Raw genomic sequence first — 21,624 nt, 5'->3', positions numbered from 1 at the left:
TATGTCTTATATTCATTTTATCACAAACAAATATATATATGAAGCAAACTTGACTAAATTAGCAGTATAATAAATGTATAGGATTAAAATTTAAAGAATGTGATAAAAAAATGGAGGCGGAAAATTTTGATAATAGGTGGAAGAGCTCATGATTTTGGAAAATTACCAGTTGCGCAGCTTGCAGCGAAAGTATCAAAGCAGGGTTATTCATATGTTCAATTGGCTTTAAGTAAAGCGATATATGGAATAGATTGTAGTTTTGGTAAGTTAAGTCCAGGCCTTGGGAACTATATTAGGGATAGTTTTAAAAAAGAAAATGTTCAGATTGCTGTTTTAGGTTGTTATATAAATCATATACATCCGGATATCCAAAAGAGAAGAGCCGAGATAGATAGGTTTAAGGAACATATAAGATTTGCTAGAGATTTTGGATGTAGTATAGTTGGAACAGAAACTGGAACCTTAAAGGTTGATGGCTTAAGTGATTATGATAACGAGTCAGAATCAGCATTTGAAACTTTAATTGAAAGTTTAAAAGAGCTCATATGTGAAGCTGAAAAATTTGGAGTTATAGTTGGAATTGAGGGAGGGAAAAACGAGGTTGTATCTACTCCTCAAAGAATGAGAAGAGTCCTAGATTTGATTCCGTCAAACAATTTACAAGTTATCTACGATCCAACTAATTATATATCAATATTAAACTTTAAGGATCAAAATGATCTTATTAAAGATGCCTTTAATTTATTTGGTGATAGAATGGTAATTTTGCATGCAAAGGATTTTGTAGTTTGTAATAATAAAATCAATATTGTAGCTGCGGGCATGGGAAGTTTAAATTATGAATTGATACTGAAACTGATTAAGGAGAGAAAACCATTTATAAATATTTTGCTTGAAGATATTAAAGAAGTGGATATGGATGGAAGCATTAAGTTTATTGAACAACTTTATAATAGAGTATAATAAAAAAATACGAAATTTAAGGGGCAGTTTATTACTAAATAGTAATGAACTGCCCCTTTAAATTAAATGTTTTATAGTTTAGGTTTATCAGTATTTAGTTTTAGCTTATTTTCAATTTCTAATAATACATTTTTTTGGTAATACATTATTAAATAACAAACAATACTTGATATGAATAGTAAGATAAAGGTAGAGACTTTAAAAAATACAAAGCCTACAATTAAAAAACTTGAAAGACATAAAAGTGTAACATTGAATTTCCGAATGGTATAGTATGCAGCTGTTTTAAGAATATCTTTCCAGCCCAAATAAAATCTTGAGATTATTGGGAATACATACAGATTTATTGAAAAAACAAAAACTATTATTACAAAAACGGAAACCGTTAATGCTTTTGGGTAAGCACTTGCAATAAAATATTTAATATCAATAGATAGTATGCATAGTAACATTATTTCTAAGGCACCGAAAAATAAAGATTGAATAAAGTTGGTTTTATAAGCTTTAAAAAAATCCTTTGTAATATTTACATCTTTTTCTCGTATAAGTTTGCCCATCACACTAAATAAAGCTGTTGCTGCAGGTGCTATAGGAATACAACATACAACAAGGATAGAAGTAAAACCTTGTGGAATTTTATTTGTTCCAATAGAAAAAAGTATAATGAACATAATAACTAATGGAATATTAAGAAGTAGAAAGTATAAATTACCGAGAAGGAACCAAAATATATAATTAGTTATTGTGTAGAAAGGTCCCTCACCAAATTCTCTTTTTGATTTAGCCATTTTTTTCCTCCAACTGCATTTATAAAATGCATTTATGTAAATTATTATAATAATTAAATTGTTTTATAGTCAATTAAAATGTAACACAAAAGGCGTGAAATGCAAATAGGTAGAAGTTATAAAAAAGACAAATAGATTTTGGTGCTTTCTACATATTAACATAAATATTGGTAATATTGCCCTGAAATTTTCATTTAATTGATAAAAAAATGCTGAATATATTGTCGTAAATGTTTAATAGTGGTATAATTTAGGTTAAATGGCAACGGTTACGGCAGAATAAAAGAAGTGGTAGGAAGGTGCGTAAATGGATGATATTAATGGACATGATTTAGAATTTGAGACACTACTCAAAGAACAAAATATATATAAAAATAAACCCGTCAAAACATTAGCATATTTATATAAAGATAATATTTCAAAATTACTTTTATCTTTTTTATTTTTTATTATTAAGCATTTACCAACTTGGGTAATGCCAATTATAACAGCAAATGTTATTGATATTGTCAGTAGTCCAGCAAGGCATAACTTAAAAGGTTTATGGATTAATTTAATAATAGCATCTTTATTAATTATTCAAAATGTTCCAAGTAATATATTATATACAAAATACTTCAGCCAAGCATTAAGATGTGTAGAAGCGGAACTTAGGAGTAAGTTAGTAAGAAAATTGCAAATTTTATCAATTTCCTATCATAAACAATTAAAATCAGGAAAGATTCAATCTAAGGTATTAAGGGATGTAGAAGCAATTACGGTACTATCAAGGCAGATTTTTAATGGATTTGTACCAACAATTCTTAATATTGTTGTAGCTCTTACGATTACATTAACAAAGAGTTTTACGGTAGCAATATTTTTTATGTTGTCTATGCCAGTTTCTTTCTTTATTATAAAACACTTTAGAAAGAATATAAGAAAAACCAATAGGGATTTCCGTAAAGAAATTGAAGAAATGTCTGCAAACGTGGCAGAAATGGTTGAACTTGTTCCTATTACAAGAGCACATGGACTTGAGAATGTAGAAATCACTAGAATGGATAAACAATTAGAAAAAGTAAGACATAGCGGATATAATTTGGATATTATAACAGCGTTTTTAGGAGCATCAGGTTGGGCTGTATTCCAAGTTTTTCAAGTTGGATGTCTTGCATTTACAGGTTACCTAGCGTACAGAGGTAAAATAACAGTTGGAGATGTTGTGTTATATCAAAGCTATTTTTCATCTATATTAAATCAGGTTTCTAGCTTAATTAATGTATACCCAGATATAGTGAAAGGATTTGAATCAATAGAGTCAGTTGGAGAAATTTTATTATCCGAGGATATTGAAGATAATAAAGGAAAAAAGAAGATCATAAATGTTAAAGGTGATTTTGATTTTAAAGGTGTAGAATTTAATTATGAAACTTCAGAAAAGCCAGTATTAAAGGACTTTAATCTTAAGGTGAATGCCGGAGAGTGCATAGCTTTTGTAGGTGAATCAGGGGCAGGTAAAACCACAATATTAAATTTGATTATCGGGTTTAATAAAGCTTCAAAAGGAAAGTTATTAATTGATGGTATGGATATGGCGGAAATAGATTTACGTAGTTACAGAAGTAATATAGCTGTAGTGCCTCAGAATACAATTTTATTTTCAGGTACTATTAGAAGCAACATTACTTATGGACTTACAAATATACGTGAAGAGGAGATTACAAAGGTAATAGAATCTGCAAATCTAACAGAGGTAATTGCTAAGTTACCTAAAGGATTAAATACTTCTATAGGGGAACACGGAGGGATGTTATCCGGGGGTCAAAGACAACGTATTGCTATAGCAAGGGCTTTAATTCGGAATCCACAAATAATTGTTTTGGATGAAGCTACCTCAGCACTAGACAATATTTCAGAACTTCATGTGCAAAAGGCCATGAAAAATCTAGTGAAAGATCGTACAACGTTTATAGTAGCACATAGACTTTCTACCATAAGGGATGCTGACCGAATAGTTGTTATGAATAATGGAAGATGTGTTGAATGTGGGACTTATGCCGAATTAATAAATTTAAAGGGAGAATTTTATAATTTAAAAAAATTACAGGGATAAATATCAAAAGAAAGTAGGGTAATTTATGCTAAAAGAAGAGAAATATTTTACAATTAGCGATCATCTAAAAGAATTTTATTCTCAAAAATCTAAAAAGTTAGGATTTATAGCAGAAAATGTTTTAGAATATGGATTATGGAAAATTGAGTTAAAAACAAAACTTAAAGAAATATTGGGAATGAATAGTATGATGTCATGTGAACTTAAACCACAAATAGTAGAGTCAAAAAAATTTGAAGGTTACAGGCGAGATAAAGCTATTATTCAAACAGAGCCAGGAGTTTGGATGCCTCTTTATATTCTTATTCCTGATGGAATTAAGCTAGGTGAAAAGAGAGCCTGCGTTATTGCACCTCATGGACATGGAGGAGGCGGTAAATACTCAATTGTAGGGAGGACTGATACTCTGGGTATTAAAGAAAGCATAGATAAATATAACTACGACTATGGTTTGAAATTTGTTAGGCAAGGTTATGTAGTATTTTGCAGTGATGCAAGAGGATCAGGTGAAAGAAGAGAAGATAAGCATCAAGGAACGGATATAGAAGCAATTATGAGTACTTCTTGTAATGATATAAATAATGTTGCTATTAGCATGGGGCAAACTTTGGTCGGTATGATGACCTGGGACCTTATGAGGCTTATAGATTACATCGAAACTCTTAGTTATTGCGATAGCTCAAAAATAGCATGTTGTGGATTTTCAGGAGGAGGACTGCAAGCATTATGGTTATCAGCAATAGACGAGAGAATAACTTGTAGCGTTGTTAGTGGTTATTTTTATGGATTTAAAGATTCTATATTAAATACTCATTTATGTGGATGTAATTTTGTACCAAGGCTTTGGGAATATATAGAGCTTGGTGATTTAGCAGCTTTAATTGCACCGAATCCACTTTTAATTGAAAGTGGTACTAAGGATAAACTTAATGGCGCAAGGGGAATTGTTAATGCTATACAGCAGGTGGATATAACAAGAAAGGCATATAATATATTTAATAAAAAAAACAATATCTATCATCATATATTTGATGGTCCTCATATGTGGAACGGAGAGAAAACATATGATTTTGTTAATAAGTGGCGAGAGGGGTTTGACATATGATAGTATCAAAAGATGAATGTGGAGATTTTAAGACGGTTCAAGATGCAATAAATTCTATACCTAGTACAAATAAAGAAAAAATTATTATAAATATTAAAAATGGAATATATAAAGAAAAGATATATATAAATGTAGATAATGTAGTTCTTTTAGGTGAAAGTAAAGCTAATACAATATTAACCTATGATGATTATGCATACAAGGAATCTATAAGCGGAGAAAAGATGGGTACTTTTAATTCATTTTCTACTTTCGTAGGGGGAGATGATTTTTGCGCCCAAAATATAACTTTTGAAAATTCATCTGGTAGCGGAGATATATATGGTCAGGCAGTTGCTATTTATGTGGATGGGGACAAAGCTAAGTTTAAAAACTGTAGTTTTATTGGGTGCCAGGACACTATCTTTACAGGACCTTTACCACCAAAACCCAAGGAAGGCAATTGGTTTGGTGGGCCTAAAGATCGAGCACCAAGAAGGCCTGTCCGCCAGTATTATGAAGATTGTTATATTAGAGGTGACATAGATTTTATTTTTGGATCTGCCACAGCTGTGTTTAATAAATGCGTAATATTCTCAAACAATAGGAATCGCGAGGTAAATGGATATGTAACTGCAGCATCTACAATTGAAGGAGAAAGGTTTGGATATATATTTATAAATTGCAAATTACTAAGTGATGCTGCACCTAATTCTGTTTATTTAGGAAGGCCTTGGAGGGATTATGCTAAAACTACTTTTATAAATTGTTTTATGGGAGAACATATTATAGGAGAAGGGTGGCATAATTGGGATCGCACGGTCACTGAGCGAACAGCTAGTTACGAGGAATATAACAGTTCAGGTCCTGGGGGAAAACTAGATAATAGAGCTAGATGGGCAAAAGTATTAAGTGACGAGGAAGTTAAAGATTATAATATAGAGAATATACTTGGTCCCGATTTTAATTATGAATTTTATAAAAGCTAGCAAAATAAATTGCTAGCTTTACTGTTTTATTTATTAATAATTTTATTAGTTTGCTCTAATTTAGAATTTCCATCTCTGCCGCAGCAAGGATAAAGGCTCCAATGCCCTTTGCATCATTTGTAACAATCGGTTCACTTATATAGTACTCATATGTACCGTCTCTTTTAGTTGCGCCACCAAGTCCAGATACAGCGCAAGTTTTGTTTAAATTCACTAGGCCATCTTTTGTAACCATAATAAACTCATCAACAATGCTTTTATATGTTGTTTTTGCAATATCAATCCATTTTTTTGGTATATAACCTTTATTTAATCCTTTTGCAATAGCATATAATATCATGCATGATGCAGAGGCCTCTATATAGTTACCTTTTAGTTCTCCTTTATCTAATACTTGGTACCAAAGTCCTGTTTTTTCATCGCGAACTTTAAGAAGAGCTTCTAGTACTTCATTTAAAATTTCGATTATTCTAGCTCTATCCTTATGGTTTTCTGGTAGGTAGTCTAATACATCAACTATAGCCATAACATACCAACCCATTGAACGACCCCAAAAGTTTTTAGAAAGGCCTGTTTCTTTGTTACACCAGGGCTGAACTTTCTTTTCATCCCATGCATGATATAACAATCCAGTTGCAGGATCTTTTGCGTGACGTTCACATATTAAAAATTGTTTTGTAACATCATCAAATTCAGAAGTTTCACCAAATTCTTTTATAAACTCAGCATAAAATGGTGAACCCATGTAAAGGCCATCTAACCAGATTTGATAAGGATAGATTTGCTTATGCCAGAAGGCTCCTTCACTAGTTCGTGGGTGGTTTCTTAATTGCTCTCTTAATAGAAAAGCAGCTTTTTTATATTTCTCAAGCCCTGTTTCCTTATAAAGAAGAAATAAAAGTTTTCCATTGTTTACGTGATCTATATTATATTCAGTAACACTATATTTTCTAATATCACCAGTTTCATCAATAAAAAAGTCCATGTTTTTTTTAATAAAATCAAAGTATTTTTTGTCCTTAGTTATTTTCCATAATAACTCGATACCTTTAAAAATAACACCATTATCGTATTCCCATTTACCATTAAACTCTGGAGTTCGAATCATAACGGAATCAGTCATCCTAGCGGCCCAATTTTCCATTTGTAACACCTCTCGATTTTATTTTTATATAACGTTATTAAGTTTTACCATAGGGTCATTGCCTTTTGCATCTTTTGTTTTACATCTTGAAAATTCAACATTAATACTATTTTCCACATAAAAAGCTGGTCCTTCATTATTACTTATAGTAACATTGTTAAAGAAAATGTCTTTAACGTTTGAACAGAAGAAACCTTTTTGCTTCATTGGATCAAGATTTGCCATCATATCTGGCATGCCAGGCTCTGCGTCTTCTGCCATAGATATTGAAATATTATTAAATGATACATCTTCGATATACATTTCAGGAAGGCCATAAAAAAAACCAGCGGCAGCCCTTACTTCTCTAGCAGTTATATTAGAAAAGTGGATTCTTCTAAAGGCTGGAGTTTCTACTGTTATTGGATAAGGAGCTTTATCCCAAACATATTTATCTTTTCCATTAGGTCCACAGTAGTAGTATAGGTTAGCTATAAAAGGGCATAACACATCTTTCATTACTATGTTATTAATTCGTACATCTTCAATAACACCACCACGACCACGACGAGATTTCATTCTAATACCTCTGTCAGTTCCTTCAAATACACAATTGCTTATGGTTACGTTTCTCACATCACCACTCATTTCACTGCCGATTACTACACCACCGTGACCATGTACCATGGTACAATTTGTGATAGTAATATTTTCACATGGAACTCTAAGGGGAGTAGCTTCTGTTCCAGATTTTATAGTTATGCAATCATCACCAACATCAATGTGGCAATTTGAGATGTGCACATTTTTGCAAGATTCAGGGTTTATTCCATCAGTGTTAGGTGAGTCATTCGGATTTTTAATTGTAATCTTATCTATGGTTACATTATCACAGCAAATAGGATTTATTGTCCAGCTTGGTGAGTTTGTTAAAGTAACTCCTTCAATAAGTACATTATTACAATTATGAAAACTTATCAATTTAGGCCTTGGATATATGTTTGTTTTATTTTTAAATATTTTCCACCAAAAGGCACCTTGTCCATCTAGTTTTCCACGACCGGTAATAGAAATATTTTCTTCGTTTTGCGCGTATACGCAGGAGGAGTATACAGACTGCGCTGCTCCTTCCCACCTTGAATCTACAATAGGATACTGCGATATATCATTCGTGAATATTAAAATAGCGCCTGAATCTAAATTTAAATTAATATTGCTTTTAAGCATAATAGAACCTGTAAGAAAAGTGCCAGCAGGTACGTACACTGTGCCTCCGCCAGCCTTGCTACATGCATCTATAGCTAGAGCAAAAGCATGGCTGCAAGAGGTAATACCGTCTGGAATTGCTCCAAATTCTGTAACATTGAATATTGTTGAATATGGTGAAGTATTCATAAAAACCTCCTTTATTCTAGGGCGAAAATTATCCTTTAACTGCGCCAAGGGTTATACCTTGTACAAAGTATTTTTGACAGAAAGGATATATAGCAGCAAATGGTAATATTGTAACAATTATAGCTGCATTTTGAAGAGTTTTACTATATATACCATTTGATGCAGTTGATTGGGTGGTTGTACTCTCTATTATCATTTCCCTTATTTTAATCTGAAAGTTAAGTTTATTTGGATCTGAAATGTACAACATAAAGTTAAAATATTCATTCCAAAAGGAAACAGCGAAAAATAATCCTATGGCAGCGAGTGCTGGCTTTGATAAAGGCAACACTATTTTTACGAATATACCCATAGGACTACAACCATCTATTTCAGCTGATTCCATTAAAGCCTTAGGTATTCCCTCAAAGAAGCTCTTCATAAGTATCAAATTGTAAACATTTAAACTTAATGGAAGAATAATTGACCATAAACTATTCATTAATCCAATGTTCTTCATATTTAAATATGTAGGTACTAGTCCACCATTAAATAACATTGTAAAAAATAGGAGTGATGCAAATAGTTTTCTTCCAGGCATATCATCCTGAATTAATATATATGCTCCTAGTGTTGTTAGGAATAAACCAATAAGTGTACCCACTATAGTTATATAAACAGAAATAAGAAAAGGAGTATACAAGGTTGTTTGTGTAACAACAGCTTTATAAGCTGCAAGTGTTGGATGTAATGGAATAAGTCTCAAACCATATGAACCGGTGGTATCTAAAGAATCTGATACTACTTTCAAAATAGGAACAAGTATTACAACTACAGTCGCAAGTAGAAAGAATGCGTTGAATATTTTGAAAAAAGCTCTTCCACGGTATCCTTTTTTGAAGCTAAATTTATCATTCATTAATAACTATCTCCTTTCGTTATAAAATACTTGAACCTTTAATTTTTTTACTGAGTTTGTTAGCTGCAAGAACTAACACTAAAGCTATTACAGACTTAAATAATCCTACGGCTGTAGTGTAACCATAGTCTGCTTGTTGAGACATGACCCTAAATGTATAGGTTTGAATAGTATCTGAAACACTATAAACCAAAGGATTCATAAGATTAAATACTGAATCAAATAAGTTTAATACTTTTGCAAGATCTAGTATAAATATTACAAGTATTGTATTCATAATTCCTGGAATGGTAACATGAAAACATTGTTTAAGTCTACTAGCTCCATCTATAGATGCTGCTTCATATAATTCTGGGCTTATACCAGATAGTGCTGCTAAATAAATTATAGTTCCCCAACCAGTATCCTTCCATCTTGCTATAAAGACGAATATAGGGGTCCACCATTTTTCTGACACTAAAAAATAAAAAGGTTTATGACCTGTTTGTACAAGTAGTTGATTTATAAATCCATCCTGTGGTGATAAAATTATAGTGAATATGGAAGCTACAACTACCCAGGAAAGGAAATGTGGAAGATATAACAATGTTTGAACAAAACTTTTGGCAAATTTGTTTTTTACCTCATTTAGTAACAAAGCAAAAACAATTGTTACTATCATTCCGATAAAAAGGTTAAGCAAACTAAGGGAAATAGTGTTTCTAAAGGCACTTAAAAATTGAGGCGTTTTAAATAAAGTTTTAAAATTGTCCAAACCTATAAATTTTGCAGGAGCAAATGGACCATATTTTGTGAATGCAAATTTTATACCATACATAGGCATGTAGTAAAATATAAATGTGATTACTACTACTGGAAGAGCCATTAGATAAAAATACTTGTATCTTAACATTTTTTTTGTCACACTGGTATTTGATTTTTTCATAAGACTAGTATCTGATGTTTTTTTTGGTTTCCTTATTTTAAGTTGCAATTTTTTGACCTCCTTTATGTTTTAGTAAAATTTAGAGCTTGTATACCTTATAAAATATAATTGGAAGTAAAAGTTAAATTACTTCCAATTATATAATAATTTATTATTTGTTAAGATCAGCTAGAACGCTATCAACTAATGTTTTTGAATCTTTATTATATTTAGCTAATCCAGCATCAACTGTCAATGTACCAACCATGACCTTAGAAATGATTTCATTTTTGAGTAATAATAGGTCTGGAATTGCTTTGGTAAGAACATCTGATGCAGGTAATAATGGTTCTAGAGCAGAGTCTTTAGTAAATGTTGCAAGTGAACTAGTTACTCTTTTATCAGCAACAATTGGATTTTTAAATTTTGTTAAAGATAATTCTCCTGCTTCATATATTTTTGGAAATTCTATTTTAGGGTCAAGTTTGCTAGGTAATTTTTTTGTAACTCCATTTGTAACTTTGTAGTTTAAATCCTTAATTCCATTTGTAAACAACGTCTCACCTTCGCCACCATCATGCATAAACTCAATAAGATATTTGAATATTCCAGTAGGATTTTTTGCTTTGCTTGTTATTCCAAGGCCTACAGGAGCTCTTTCTATATACTTAGTTTCTTTAATTGCTGGTATTGCAATAATTGTTCCGGTTTTTACAGCTTTTTGTAAGTTTTGTTCCATAACTCTGTTCCAATCTCCTGCCCAATAAGTGAATGCTCCAACTTTACCAGCATAGAATTTATCACGAACACTTGAAGTTTTATTTGTAACTATTTCTTTGTCAATTAATCCATCAGCATAAGCTTTAGTCATCCTTTGAAGAGCAGCTTTCATATTAGGTTGTGACATACCATCTACCCATTTACCGTTAACTTTAGTAAAGTTAGGTATTGCATCTTGATAGAATTCTCTCAAATATATAGAATAAGGAACTTCTGTATTTATTACTCCAGCAGCACTGTATGGAATAATAGTTTTCTTACCGTTAGCATCTGGCATATCTTTAAATGCTTTTAAAACGGCAATGAATTCATCATAAGTAGTTGGAACTTTTAAGTTAAGTTTATCTAACCAATCTTTTCTTAAGTAAGTAATGCAACCACCACCAGTTTGAATTGGGTAGGCAAACGATTTATCGTTTACTTTAATGGAATTTGCATATTTTGGATCAATAGTCTGTAGTGTTTTAGATTTTGAGATTGCATCAGTCATATCCCAAAGTGCTCCATTACTTCCAAAAGTAGATAAGTAAGTGCTGGCTATTTCTACTACATCAGGTACATCACCTGATGCGAATTGAAGGCTGAGTTTATCATAATATTGAGCATGAACTGGTTGTGTAATTTTAAGATCAATTCCTGTTTGCTTTTTGAATCCTGCAACAAAATCAGCCATTCCATCTTCGGGTTTTAGGAAAGTATCTGTAGTCATTTTAATTGTTGTTGGTTTTACTACTGTTGCTTCTGTTGCTTTCGTTGCAGTAGTAGCTGCTGCGTCCGGTTTAGAGCCACATCCTACTAAACCACCACCTATCATAGTTAGTGATAAAGCTAAACTTAAGTTTCTAAAAATTGATTTTTTCATTAATAATGTTCCCCCCTTTAAATCTATAAAAAGAAATTCAGTTGTTAACGTTTCCAACTTTAATTGAATTATATTATTTAGTGAATTTTTTGTAAAGGAGCAGTTCGCAATATACCATACAATTCCATAGAAATTAATGGATTTTATACTAATATTATTAATGATACATTCGTTTACATATGATACAATATTAATGAATTATGAAATTAACCCTAGGAGTATCAATAACTTTTTATTATAGTTATTGGGTGAGAAGAGTATATTTAATTAAAACAAGATTTGACAATATAGCTTTATAATATAGTAATTATGAATTATAAGGCTATAATATAACTTAGATGTATTATATTTGAAAAGGGGTAGATGTGTAAAATGACTAAGAAGATAAAGGTATTTATTGTAGGAGATTCAACAGCAGCAGCAAAGATTACTGAAAAACGTCCAGAAACTGGTTGGGGTGAAATGATACCTATGTTTTTTAATGGGGAAGTAGAATTTGAAAATCATGCAGTTAATGGTAGAAGTTCAAAAAGTTTTATAGAGGAAGGACGTTTGAAAGAAATATCTGATACTATTGGCAATGGAGATTTCATGTTTATTCAATTTGGTCATAACGATGAAAAAGATGATAACAAAAGACATACAGATCCGTTTACTACATATAAATCTTATATTTCAAAATATATAGAAGTAGCAAAAAGTTCAGGAGCAAATCCGGTACTTTTAACTTCAATACAAAGAAGAGTATTTAATAAGAATGGAACTATGCCAGATACTCATGGTGATTATTCCATAGCAATGAGAGAAGTTGCAAGACAATTTAATCTTCCACTTATAGATATGCAAGAAAAAAGTAAAAACTATTTTGAAATTATCGGTGAAGAAAAAGCTAAGGAAATATTCTTATGGGTTGATGCGTCAGAGTCATTAAATTATCCGGAAGGAAAAAAGGATAATACTCATTTTTGTGAGAAGGGAGCAAAAAAGATGGCGGAGCTAGTTGTTGAAGGAATAGTAGAAAATAATATTGAGCCACTTTCGAGGTTTGTAAAGGGGTAATATATATTTGGGGGGGGTATTTTTGTTTAAAGTATATAAAAACTTTGATAATAAACTTTTTCTAAAATTCATTGTGCCATATATTTTTATATTAGCAGTTCCATTGGTCATGGGTTTTGGTGTTTATAGAATAGCTGCAAATATTGTTAAGGAAGATATCAAAGAATCAAATATATCTATGCTTAACCAATCAAAAAATATAGTCGAAAAACAACTACAGCAAATAGATCATTTATCTGTTCAACTAGCCACAAATGATAAATTAGTTAGCCTATTTGACCTTAAGGAACCACTTTTAGATAGTGATTACTTGAAAATTAAAGACGTAATTGAAGAACTCAACAAGTATACTAGTAATATGGATTACTTATCTGGTTATTATATTTATTTAAAGAATAGTAATTATATTATAACCCAGGATACTCTGTATAAGGCAGATATTTATTATAATATGGTTTTAAAATTCAAAGATTCAGAGTATAAAACATGGGTTAATATGTTAATGAGTAATCATTTTGCTCCAGAGTATGTTTCACTAAAATCATATGACGTAAAGGGTTTAGGTTCTAATAATACAAATTTCATTCAATCAGTTCCTTTTGGATATAATGAAAAACCAATGGGTGCAATAACAATATCTTTTGAAAATGAAAAAATAAAAGAATTAATTTCATATATTGACATATCAAAAGGAGGATTTGTTTACGTTGAAAATAAGCAGGGAGAACTAATAACCAGTTTACCTGAAAATATGAACCTAAATAATCGAATTAACTCAAAAGAGTTAACAAAAAAAGAAGGATTTTTCTCGAAAAACATTGATGGCAAGAAAATGATGGTTACATATATAACTTCTAAAGAAAGAGGTTGGAAATATGTTATTGTATTGCCATCCGATTTGGTATTTGCGAATTTAGATAGTTTTACGTTTATTACAGTTAAACTGTTCTTAATAACTCTTTTAGTAGGAATTTTAGTTGCAAGTATTCTTGCTTATCGTAACAGTAAACCAGTTTTTGATATTGTTAAGCAGTTAAAACAATTTAACTCAGATGAATCGGTTGTTAATAAGAATACATTCTCTTCAATAAATGGGAGTGTTTCTAATTTGATTTTAACAAACAATGAACTTCAAAAGGATATAGATAATCAGAAGTCTTTAATTCATTCTGCGTTTCTTGAGAAGCTTATACGTGGGCAAATATATAATGAGGCAGAATTCTTAGCAACTTCTGCTTATGTAGGAATTGATATTTCAAAAGGTAAAAGTATTGTAATATTACTTAAAGTATTTAACAATGAGTCAACTGTAATAAATTTAAACGATGAAATTATAAAGGAATTAAATATTTCTAAAGCAATTATTAGAGGGGTATTAACAAAACATTTCACAGGAAATGTATTTTTTCATGATATAGACCAACAAACGATTGCTATTATATTGAATTCTGATATAAAAGATACAGAGGTTTTTTATAAGGAAATAGAAGATAACGTAACAAATGTTAAAAAAGAGCTTTTAGATAATATTAATTTAAAAGTTGATGCTTCTGGAGGAGAACCTTATTCAAATCCTTTGGAACTTTGGCATTCATTTGAACAAGCTGTACATGCTTTAGATAATTTTGATGATAAATATTCGATAGTTTGGTCTCACAATCTTGAGATAGAAACTGAAAATTACTATTATCCACTAGATGTTGAGCAAAAGTTATCAAATCATACGAAAATAGGAGATAAAGGGCAGGTTAATAAGCTTTTAGATTTTATTTATTATGAAAACTTTGAGACTAGAAATTTAAATTCTTGTAAAAGTTATGATGTTGTAAAGGAGTTAAAAAGTACTATTAGAAAAATGTTGCCTGATTTTAAAGATAATGAAGATAGTAAAAATAATGAGGATATAAAAGGTGTTAATAACATTTTAAGAGAAGTAAATTCAAAAAATTCTTATGATGTTAACTTTAAGTTGGTGGCTAATGCTTATTACAGTTTATGCGATTTAATACTAGTACAGAAAGGTAATTCTAATTTAAATCTAATGAATAAAATTAAAAGGTATATTGAATCAAATTATATGGATAAAAATTTATGTCTTTATAAAGTATCTTCAGAATTTAATTTAAGCGAGGGTTATTTTTCACATCTTTTCAAAGAACAAACGGATATTAATTTTACAGATTATCTAGAAAAAACTAGACTTAATAATGCAAACATTCTTTTGAAAAATCGTGAATTAACAATTACAGGAATTTCCGAGATGGTTGGGTACAACAGTGCACAGTCATTTAGGAGGGCTTTTAAAAGGTTGTTTGGAGTGAGTCCCACTGACGTCAGAAAAAATTAGGTAGATCACCAGTATGAAGATTATAAAACAAGGGAGGATTACCCAAAGAATTTGAGGTAAGTCTTCCCTTTGTTTATGTAAAATTCTAATATAATGATTAATTTTGGAATTTAATATAATTAATGTTATAATTGAAATTGTTTACAGAATGCTCATAAAATAAAACTCATTTTGACACAAATAAGTTATAATATGAGAATAATAGAATAATTTATAAAAAAACATGTGAAAAAATGATTGTAGGGGTGAAAAAAATGATAGAAATGGAAAATGTAACAAAACGTTATGGAAATCAAGTAGCATTAGATGGTCTTAATCTTACAGTAAAAAGAGGAGAAATACTGGGATTTTTAGGGCCAAATGGTGCTGGTAAATCAACTGCCATGAATATTCTCACAGGGTATATATCCGCAACAAACGGTAATGTAAGAATTGATGGTATTGACATACTTGAAAATCCTGAAGCTGTAAAGAAAAAAATAGGATATCTTCCTGAAATACCTCCATTGTATTTGGATATGACGGTTGAGGAATACCTTAAGTTTGTATTTAGAATAAAAAAGGTTAAATCTGATTCTATTGAGCAAAGTATGATAAAAATAATGTCGCTTGTCAAAATATTAGATGTTAGAGGAAGGCTTATAAAAAATCTTTCTAAGGGTTATAAACAAAGAATAGGGCTAGCTCAAGCCTTAGTTGGAGACCCCGAGGTACTTGTTCTAGATGAACCTACGGTAGGGCTAGACCCAAAGCAGATTATAGAAATAAGAAATCTAATTCAAAAAATAGGAAAGACATGCACCATTATATTAAGTTCACACATATTATCAGAAGTTAGTGCGATCTGTCATAGGGTTATTATAATAAATAAGGGCAAGATTGTTGCTTCTGGAACTCCAGAAGAATTAGCAAAAGGAGTAAATAACAGTAACAAAGTCCTTTTGAGGGTTAAAGGGGTAAAAGAGGATGTATATAAACATATAAAAGCAATGGAAGATGTTAAGTCAGTTGAGGAGCAAGGTGTTATTGAGATTGGTACGTTAGATCTTTTAGTTGAGGCAAAAAATAATTTGGATATAAGAGAAATATTATTTGTTACGCTTAGCCAAGCTGGGTTTATTATCTTAATGATGAAGAGCCAGGAAATTAATCTTGAAGAAATATTCTTGGATGTTACAACAAACAAGAAAGTAGGAGGTATGTAATGTTAGCTGTATTTTTAAAAGAACTTAGATCATATTTTACTTCAGCTATTGGTTATATTTTTATAGGAACATTTTTATTAATAACAGGAATATTTTTTACAATGTATAATTTATTAGCAGCAAGTCCAACATATAATAGTACGCTTCAAAGTCTAATTACAATATTTTTGTTTATTATTCCAATATTAACTATGAAGATTATATCTGAAGAAACTAAAACTAAAACAGATCAATTATTGTTTACTTCACCATTAAAAATAAGAGATATTATATTGGGTAAATATTTTGCAGCCGTAGCTATTTTTACTATCTCTCTTTTAATAACGGTTTTGTACCCACTAATTTTAAGTATGTTTGGAACTGTCTCACCATCTGAAATATTTACAGGATATATTGGTATGTTCTTGCTTGGGGCAACTTTAATATCTATAGGTTTATTTGTATCAAGTTTAACAGAAAATCAAGTTACATCAGCAGTAATATCTTTTGGAGTATTACTTTTTATATTTTTAATAGATAGTATAGAGCAGGCACTTCCTAGCACTAGAATTTCTAGTATAATTTTCGTTCTGATTATGGTAGGAATATTTGCTTTTGGTGTTTATTTTTCAACTAAAAATATATATGCAGCATCAGTTACAGCATTAGCAGGCATAATTATGACTATAGGAATATATTTAGCAAAAAAGGAACTTTTTGATGGTATGATTCAAAAGGTTTTCGAATGGTTTTCTTTAATAAAACGTTATGATTTATTCTCGCAAGGCATATTAAGTCTGAATTCTGTGGTGTATTACTTATCATTTATTGTGGCATTTGTATTTTTAACTATAAGAATGGTTGACAAGAGAAGATGGAGTTAAGGGGTGGATGAATATGAAAAAGTTACAAATAAAAAACACATTTAAAAATAATAAGTTTAGATATGGTGGTTATGCAACACTAATTACATCTATGGTACTTGTAATATTGCTGATTGCTAACTTAGTAATTGATAAAATGGATTTTAAATATGATATGACAAAGAATAAATTATATTCATTATCAGATCAATCTTATAAAGTCATGGACAAGCTAAGCCGTGATATTAATATTATTATATTTTCAAAGCAGAGTAGTTATGATCAAGGAATGACAGAAATAATAAACAAATATCCTAGTAAATCTAAGAAAATAACTGTAAAATATGTAGATCCAACTACTAACCCTCAAGTTGCAAAAAAATATAGTAGCACTGAAAATGAGATCGCAAATGGGAGTATAGTTGTTGAGAGCGCTGGTAAATTTAAAGCTATTAAGGAAAGTGAGTTATATAATACGACCGAGGATCAAACTACTGGTGAGACATCTGTGAAATCTCTTGCAGTGGAACAAAAAATCACAGGAGCTATAATGTACGTTGCAGGCGATAAAAATTCAGTTGTTTATAATTTAGAAGGGCATAAGGAAAAAGCATTAGCTACTGAAGTTTCTAGTGACTTAAGCAATCAAAACTTTGTAGTAAAACAATTGAATCTATTAACAAATGTTTGGAAACCAGCAAATGGAGACATGCTTCTTGTTAGTTCTCCATCAGTTGATATAAGTAAGGACGAATTAATTAAGTTAAAAGATTTCTTTTCAAAGGGTGGTCATGGAATATTTTTAATGGATGTTCAGAAGGGTAAGTTCCCAAATTTTGATAATCTCATGAGTACTTTTGGAATTCAAGTTGAACATTCTCTAATAGTAGAAGGAGATTCAAAAAAATATTATAGGGAACCTGCATACCTTATTCCTAAAATGAATAGTCATGCAATTATTGATCCTATGGTTTCTGCAAATCTACCTATTCTTTTTCCAGTGGCACAACCAATTGAGCAACTAAAAGTTAAGAAGGATTCTTTAAAAGTTGAGCCGCTACTTACGACTTCAGGCGAGTCTTTTGGAAAGAAAGATATAAATAGCACAACAACGCAAAAGGCATCTGGGGACACAGACGGTCCTTTTGATGTAGCGGTTGCAATAACTGATACCCAAGAATCAAGTGTGGCTAAAATTGTTGTTTTTTCATCTTCAGGTTTTATTAATGTTGCAGCTGGTGGTAATCTAGACCTTTTCATGAATAGTATGAATTGGGTACAGGACCGTCAAGAAAATATTTCTATTACGCCAAAAGATTTAACAAATCAGCCGTTAGAAATGACTAAGGCACAAACACTTGGATTTTCTGCTCTGGTTATAATAGTAATTCCTGCTATAGTTCTTATCATGGGGGTTGTAGTATGGATTAGGAGGAGACATTTATGAAGAAATCTAAGAGTATTATAATACTCGCTCTTATTATACTCTTATTAGGCGGAGCATATTTTTATGTTTCAAGTAATCCCAAAATAGATAAGAAAGATACAAGTTCTACAAATGTAAGTACAAGCAGCGTTGAAGTTTGGAAGATTGATAACACTAAAGTTTCCCAGGTAATTATTAAAGATAGCGGTGCGGGGAATACATTTGTTAAAAAATCTAAAGAATGGGTTATTGAAAATTATAATCACAAGATCAAACAGGCTACTATTAATAGTATTACAGATTCAGTAATAAATTTATCAGGAACACTTGTGGAAAAAAATGCTAACGATATGGGTAAGTATGGACTTGATAAACCAACTATAAATATAGTGATAGTTGGGAAAGATTTAAATAAAACACTATGCGTTGGAGATAAAACTTCAGACGGAACTAGCTATTATGTAAATGAGAAAGGAACCCAAAAAGTATATTTTATAGCAGCCAGTATTGTAGATGGTCTTACTTTAAAGCAGTCAGCATACAGAGATAATACTATTACCGCTATAGATGCGACTTCGCTTTCATACATGAAAATTGTTAAAGCTGGAAGCTTACCAGTTGTGATAATAAAGAATGCAAATCAAAGCAAAGATGAAGCTAAATACAATATAAATACTTGGATGCTTACGGATGCATATAATTCACCAGTAAATTTAGAGGTTGAGAAAATTTCTCCAGTAATAGCCGCTATTGCAAGTCTTAAAGCTGGTGATATAGCTGATGATAATCCGAAAGATTTAAGCAAGTATGGATTAGATAAACCATCTCTTGAACTTACACTAAAGGATAGTAAAAGTGTATTGCAACTTTTTATAGGTAAAAACAAGGATGGTAGTAGTGTATATTTTAAAGAAGGTAAAGGTGACACCATATATACAATGGATAAGACCGTAATTGATCTCTTTAAGTTTAAACCTTTTGATGTGATAACTAAATTTGTGTACATTGTAAATTTAGATTATGTAAATAAGATAGTTGTAGAGGGAAAAGGAAAAACGGATACAGTCTTAGTTTCTAGAACTACGGCTAAAGCTGAAAAATCTGGAGATCCAGATGTTGTAACTACAAATTCTAAGGTAAATGGTAAGAAGATAGAAATTAATAAATTTAAGACTGAATATCAAGAAATAATAGGGCTTACTGTAGATGCTGAAAATGATAAAAAACTAGAAGATAAACCAGTGATTAGCATTACATATAGTCTTAATAATGGAACTAAAAAGCAGGAAATCATTGATTTCGTACCTTATAATGATCAGTTTTATGCAGTATTTAGGAATGGAAAATCTGATTTTGTAATAACAAAAGATAAAGTAAATAAAATGATAACTAGTTTGGAAAGTTTAAAATAAGATGGTGAAAAGGTAGTATAAGAAAAAGGCTGCTAAACAAGTGAAATATCGTTTCATTGTTTAGCAGCCTTTTTAATTTATTTATTTATTTAGCAAATATTTAAGGATTAAAATTGAATTGTATTTTTGTTTAGTTGATCCGACAATTCCAATCACCTTATTTTTTGTATCAAATCCCAATTTTTTTAACATTACAATATCTTTGGCATCTATAGCATAAACACCATTCTTTTTATCACTTCCGGTAGCGTGAATTTTTTCACCTTTTAGAGAATCTAAATTGAGTTCACTTATATTATCTAATCTCAAAAACATATCTTGTTTTACGAAGGATTCAAACATGATTTTATCTAAAATGATAACATCGAGTTCTCCAACAGATACCTCAGCAGTAAGTTTTTGCATATACTGGCTTGTTGTTTGAAGGTTTGCATTTTTTGAAACGTCAATTGGCATAGTACTTACTCTAGCTTTTTTTCTAGTACTTCCATCTTTGACAACAGCTTTTGTAAGTAAGGATTCTAAATTAGTTATCTTATTCGTATCTGAAATGTTTGAAATCATAGTTAAATTAAATACATAATCTGGTTTTGTTATTTGGCTATGTATAATAGAAATTATTATACATATGACAGCTAAAGTAGCAATAATATGTAATTTGTAATACTCCCAGATATATTCAGCTTTTTTATGTTTGCTCATCCCTTTTAAATCAACCATAGTCTTCATCCCTTTTATTCGAATTTCAGTATCAACATAAAATATTTATAAATTTATTATGTTACTTTTTTACTGCCCTTGGATTATATTTAAAACAATGATTAATAAATTTTTCATCAGGCATAAACATCAATTGCATTTTATCGTTTCCTTCTGTAATCATTGCAACATATATTCGTCCTTTTGCGGTTGTTGGATAACATTTTACTATAGAAGTAGGTTTGTTTGAATAATCTTTTACAAAATCACTATCACTAAGAGCTAAAAGGTCTACTTCTTTTATATTAAAAGTAGTGACCTTTTTTCTCTTTTTCATTTCTAATATCTTTTCTATATCAATTTCACCATTTGTAAATTGATATTCATATTCTACATATAATTTTGATTTGTAAAAATAACATGCTACAGCCAAAGCAATTAATAATATAGCAAAAATCATATTTACACTAGTAAAAAATAGTCCAATTAATCCAAGTACATAGGTTGCTTTACTTACTAGTTTGTAAGTAGTTGTTTTAGATGTTGTTAGAAGTTGCTCATAAAAATTATCCATTTTTTTGTCCCCTTTAATTATCATATGATTTTTAGTTAAGAAAAGCATTACAAATTGTATTTTATTTAATAATTCACCTATAATTATAACATAATCCATATATTATAAAAGGTTATTATAACTAAATTATATAATTTATAGTTGCAAAATATATTTAATAATATGATAATAAAGATATA

Annotated in this window: 18 protein-coding genes; 10 read left to right on the top strand and 8 right to left on the bottom strand. The window is 30.4% G+C overall.

From position 1 onward, the window contains the following. The first annotated feature begins 126 nt into the window (after nucleotides 1-126). Entirely contained in the window at nucleotides 127-963 is an 837-nt protein-coding gene (locus LL038_RS12910; protein WP_253199902.1) for a sugar phosphate isomerase/epimerase family protein, read from the top strand. A gap of 71 nt (nucleotides 964-1,034) precedes the next feature. Here the strand turns inward: LL038_RS12910 and LL038_RS12905 are convergent, their stop codons facing one another. Then, the gene (locus tag LL038_RS12905) at nucleotides 1,035-1,751 is read right to left on the bottom strand and encodes a YesL family protein (protein ID WP_216124124.1); all 717 of its coding nucleotides are present in this window, start codon (nucleotides 1,749-1,751) and stop codon (nucleotides 1,035-1,037) included. A 307-nt stretch (nucleotides 1,752-2,058) separates the two neighbouring features. On the opposite strand from LL038_RS12905, the gene LL038_RS12900 reads away from it, so the two are divergent. The 3 genes from LL038_RS12900 to LL038_RS12890 are packed head-to-tail and all read left to right on the top strand — an operon-like array spanning nucleotide 2,059 to nucleotide 5,919. Next, nucleotides 2,059-3,846: an ABC transporter ATP-binding protein gene (locus tag LL038_RS12900; protein WP_216124123.1), complete on the top strand. Its 1,788-nt coding sequence runs from the start codon at nucleotides 2,059-2,061 to the stop codon at nucleotides 3,844-3,846. 25 nt (nucleotides 3,847-3,871) lie between these two features. After that, nucleotides 3,872-4,951: an alpha/beta hydrolase family protein gene (locus LL038_RS12895; protein WP_216124122.1), complete on the top strand. Its 1,080-nt coding sequence runs from the start codon at nucleotides 3,872-3,874 to the stop codon at nucleotides 4,949-4,951. Beyond that, nucleotides 4,948-5,919, top strand: coding sequence for a pectinesterase family protein (locus LL038_RS12890; RefSeq protein WP_216124121.1), 972 nt, complete (start codon nucleotides 4,948-4,950; stop codon nucleotides 5,917-5,919). The genes LL038_RS12895 and LL038_RS12890 overlap by 4 nt, the downstream gene beginning before the upstream one ends. A 55-nt stretch (nucleotides 5,920-5,974) precedes the next feature. On the opposite strand, the gene LL038_RS12885 is transcribed toward LL038_RS12890, so the two are convergent. The 5 genes from LL038_RS12885 to LL038_RS12865 all read right to left on the bottom strand — a co-directional run bounded on the left by LL038_RS12885 (nucleotide 5,975) and on the right by LL038_RS12865 (nucleotide 11,881). After that, on the bottom strand, nucleotides 5,975-7,063 hold the full coding sequence (locus tag LL038_RS12885; RefSeq protein ID WP_216124120.1) for a glycoside hydrolase family 88/105 protein: 1,089 nt from the start codon (nucleotides 7,061-7,063) through the stop codon (nucleotides 5,975-5,977). A gap of 24 nt (nucleotides 7,064-7,087) precedes the next feature. After that, nucleotides 7,088-8,437 (bottom strand): glycoside hydrolase family 28 protein, encoded by a 1,350-nt coding sequence (locus LL038_RS12880; protein ID WP_216124118.1) that lies wholly within the window; start codon nucleotides 8,435-8,437, stop codon nucleotides 7,088-7,090. Nucleotides 8,438-8,465: 28 nt separating this feature from the next. Beyond that, nucleotides 8,466-9,335, bottom strand: a complete 870-nt coding sequence (locus tag LL038_RS12875) for a carbohydrate ABC transporter permease (RefSeq protein ID WP_216124117.1) — start codon at nucleotides 9,333-9,335, stop codon at nucleotides 8,466-8,468. Between the two features lie 19 nt (nucleotides 9,336-9,354). Continuing rightward, nucleotides 9,355-10,308 carry an ABC transporter permease gene (locus LL038_RS12870; RefSeq protein WP_253199901.1) on the bottom strand — a complete coding sequence of 318 codons (954 nt, stop codon included), beginning with the start codon at nucleotides 10,306-10,308 and terminating at the stop codon, nucleotides 9,355-9,357. Nucleotides 10,309-10,411: 103 nt separating this feature from the next. Beyond that, entirely contained in the window at nucleotides 10,412-11,881 is a 1,470-nt protein-coding gene (locus LL038_RS12865; protein WP_216124115.1) for an extracellular solute-binding protein, read from the bottom strand. A gap of 372 nt (nucleotides 11,882-12,253) precedes the next feature. Between LL038_RS12865 and LL038_RS12860 the strand changes: the two genes are divergently transcribed. From LL038_RS12860 to LL038_RS12835, 6 genes are all read left to right on the top strand, one after another. Beyond that, entirely contained in the window at nucleotides 12,254-12,940 is a 687-nt protein-coding gene (locus LL038_RS12860) for a rhamnogalacturonan acetylesterase (protein ID WP_216124113.1), read from the top strand. A gap of 22 nt (nucleotides 12,941-12,962) precedes the next feature. Then, nucleotides 12,963-15,287, top strand: coding sequence for an AraC family transcriptional regulator (locus LL038_RS12855; protein ID WP_216124111.1), 2,325 nt, complete (start codon nucleotides 12,963-12,965; stop codon nucleotides 15,285-15,287). 254 nt (nucleotides 15,288-15,541) lie between these two features. Then, nucleotides 15,542-16,492 (top strand): ABC transporter ATP-binding protein, encoded by a 951-nt coding sequence (locus LL038_RS12850; protein ID WP_216124110.1) that lies wholly within the window; start codon nucleotides 15,542-15,544, stop codon nucleotides 16,490-16,492. Further along, nucleotides 16,492-17,355, top strand: coding sequence for an ABC transporter permease (locus LL038_RS12845; protein WP_216124109.1), 864 nt, complete (start codon nucleotides 16,492-16,494; stop codon nucleotides 17,353-17,355). The genes LL038_RS12850 and LL038_RS12845 overlap by 1 nt, the downstream gene beginning before the upstream one ends. A 13-nt stretch (nucleotides 17,356-17,368) precedes the next feature. Further along, on the top strand, nucleotides 17,369-18,781 hold the full coding sequence (locus LL038_RS12840) for a GldG family protein (RefSeq protein ID WP_216124108.1): 1,413 nt from the start codon (nucleotides 17,369-17,371) through the stop codon (nucleotides 18,779-18,781). Further along, entirely contained in the window at nucleotides 18,778-20,172 is a 1,395-nt protein-coding gene (locus LL038_RS12835) for a DUF4340 domain-containing protein (protein WP_216124106.1), read from the top strand. Before LL038_RS12840 ends, LL038_RS12835 begins: the two co-directional genes overlap by 4 nt. An 81-nt stretch (nucleotides 20,173-20,253) precedes the next feature. On the opposite strand, the gene LL038_RS12830 is transcribed toward LL038_RS12835, so the two are convergent. After that, complete coding sequence (locus tag LL038_RS12830) at nucleotides 20,254-20,892, bottom strand: hypothetical protein (protein ID WP_216124104.1); 639 nt, start codon at nucleotides 20,890-20,892, stop codon at nucleotides 20,254-20,256. Nucleotides 20,893-20,953: 61 nt separating this feature from the next. After that, on the bottom strand, nucleotides 20,954-21,445 hold the full coding sequence (locus LL038_RS12825; protein ID WP_216124096.1) for a DUF6106 family protein: 492 nt from the start codon (nucleotides 21,443-21,445) through the stop codon (nucleotides 20,954-20,956). Nucleotides 21,446-21,624: the final 179 nt, after the last annotated feature.

The organism is Clostridium estertheticum (genome assembly GCF_026650985.1).
Classification (GTDB): Bacteria; Bacillota; Clostridia; order Clostridiales; family Clostridiaceae; genus Clostridium_AD; species Clostridium_AD estertheticum_C.
Note: the sequence above shows the minus strand (reverse complement) of the source record. Positions and strands in the feature narration are given on the sequence as shown.

What these genes read in the sequence shown, in the direction of transcription:
- LL038_RS12850 (WP_216124110.1), top strand. Translation starts at nt 15,542, where the DNA reads ATGATAGAAATGGAAAATGTAACAAAACGTTATGGAAATCAAGTAGCA.
- LL038_RS12835 (WP_216124106.1), top strand. Translation starts at nt 18,778, where the DNA reads ATGAAGAAATCTAAGAGTATTATAATACTCGCTCTTATTATACTCTTA.
- LL038_RS12845 (WP_216124109.1), top strand. Translation starts at nt 16,492, where the DNA reads ATGTTAGCTGTATTTTTAAAAGAACTTAGATCATATTTTACTTCAGCT.
- LL038_RS12900 (WP_216124123.1), top strand. Translation starts at nt 2,059, where the DNA reads ATGGATGATATTAATGGACATGATTTAGAATTTGAGACACTACTCAAA.
- LL038_RS12840 (WP_216124108.1), top strand. Translation starts at nt 17,369, where the DNA reads ATGAAAAAGTTACAAATAAAAAACACATTTAAAAATAATAAGTTTAGA.
- LL038_RS12885 (WP_216124120.1), bottom strand. Translation starts at nt 7,063, where the DNA reads ATGGAAAATTGGGCCGCTAGGATGACTGATTCCGTTATGATTCGAACT.
- LL038_RS12895 (WP_216124122.1), top strand. Translation starts at nt 3,872, where the DNA reads ATGCTAAAAGAAGAGAAATATTTTACAATTAGCGATCATCTAAAAGAA.
- LL038_RS12860 (WP_216124113.1), top strand. Translation starts at nt 12,254, where the DNA reads ATGACTAAGAAGATAAAGGTATTTATTGTAGGAGATTCAACAGCAGCA.
- LL038_RS12890 (WP_216124121.1), top strand. Translation starts at nt 4,948, where the DNA reads ATGATAGTATCAAAAGATGAATGTGGAGATTTTAAGACGGTTCAAGAT.
- LL038_RS12825 (WP_216124096.1), bottom strand. Translation starts at nt 21,445, where the DNA reads ATGGATAATTTTTATGAGCAACTTCTAACAACATCTAAAACAACTACT.
- LL038_RS12880 (WP_216124118.1), bottom strand. Translation starts at nt 8,437, where the DNA reads ATGAATACTTCACCATATTCAACAATATTCAATGTTACAGAATTTGGA.
- LL038_RS12905 (WP_216124124.1), bottom strand. Translation starts at nt 1,751, where the DNA reads ATGGCTAAATCAAAAAGAGAATTTGGTGAGGGACCTTTCTACACAATA.
- LL038_RS12865 (WP_216124115.1), bottom strand. Translation starts at nt 11,881, where the DNA reads ATGAAAAAATCAATTTTTAGAAACTTAAGTTTAGCTTTATCACTAACT.
- LL038_RS12875 (WP_216124117.1), bottom strand. Translation starts at nt 9,335, where the DNA reads ATGAATGATAAATTTAGCTTCAAAAAAGGATACCGTGGAAGAGCTTTT.
- LL038_RS12830 (WP_216124104.1), bottom strand. Translation starts at nt 20,892, where the DNA reads ATGGTTGATTTAAAAGGGATGAGCAAACATAAAAAAGCTGAATATATC.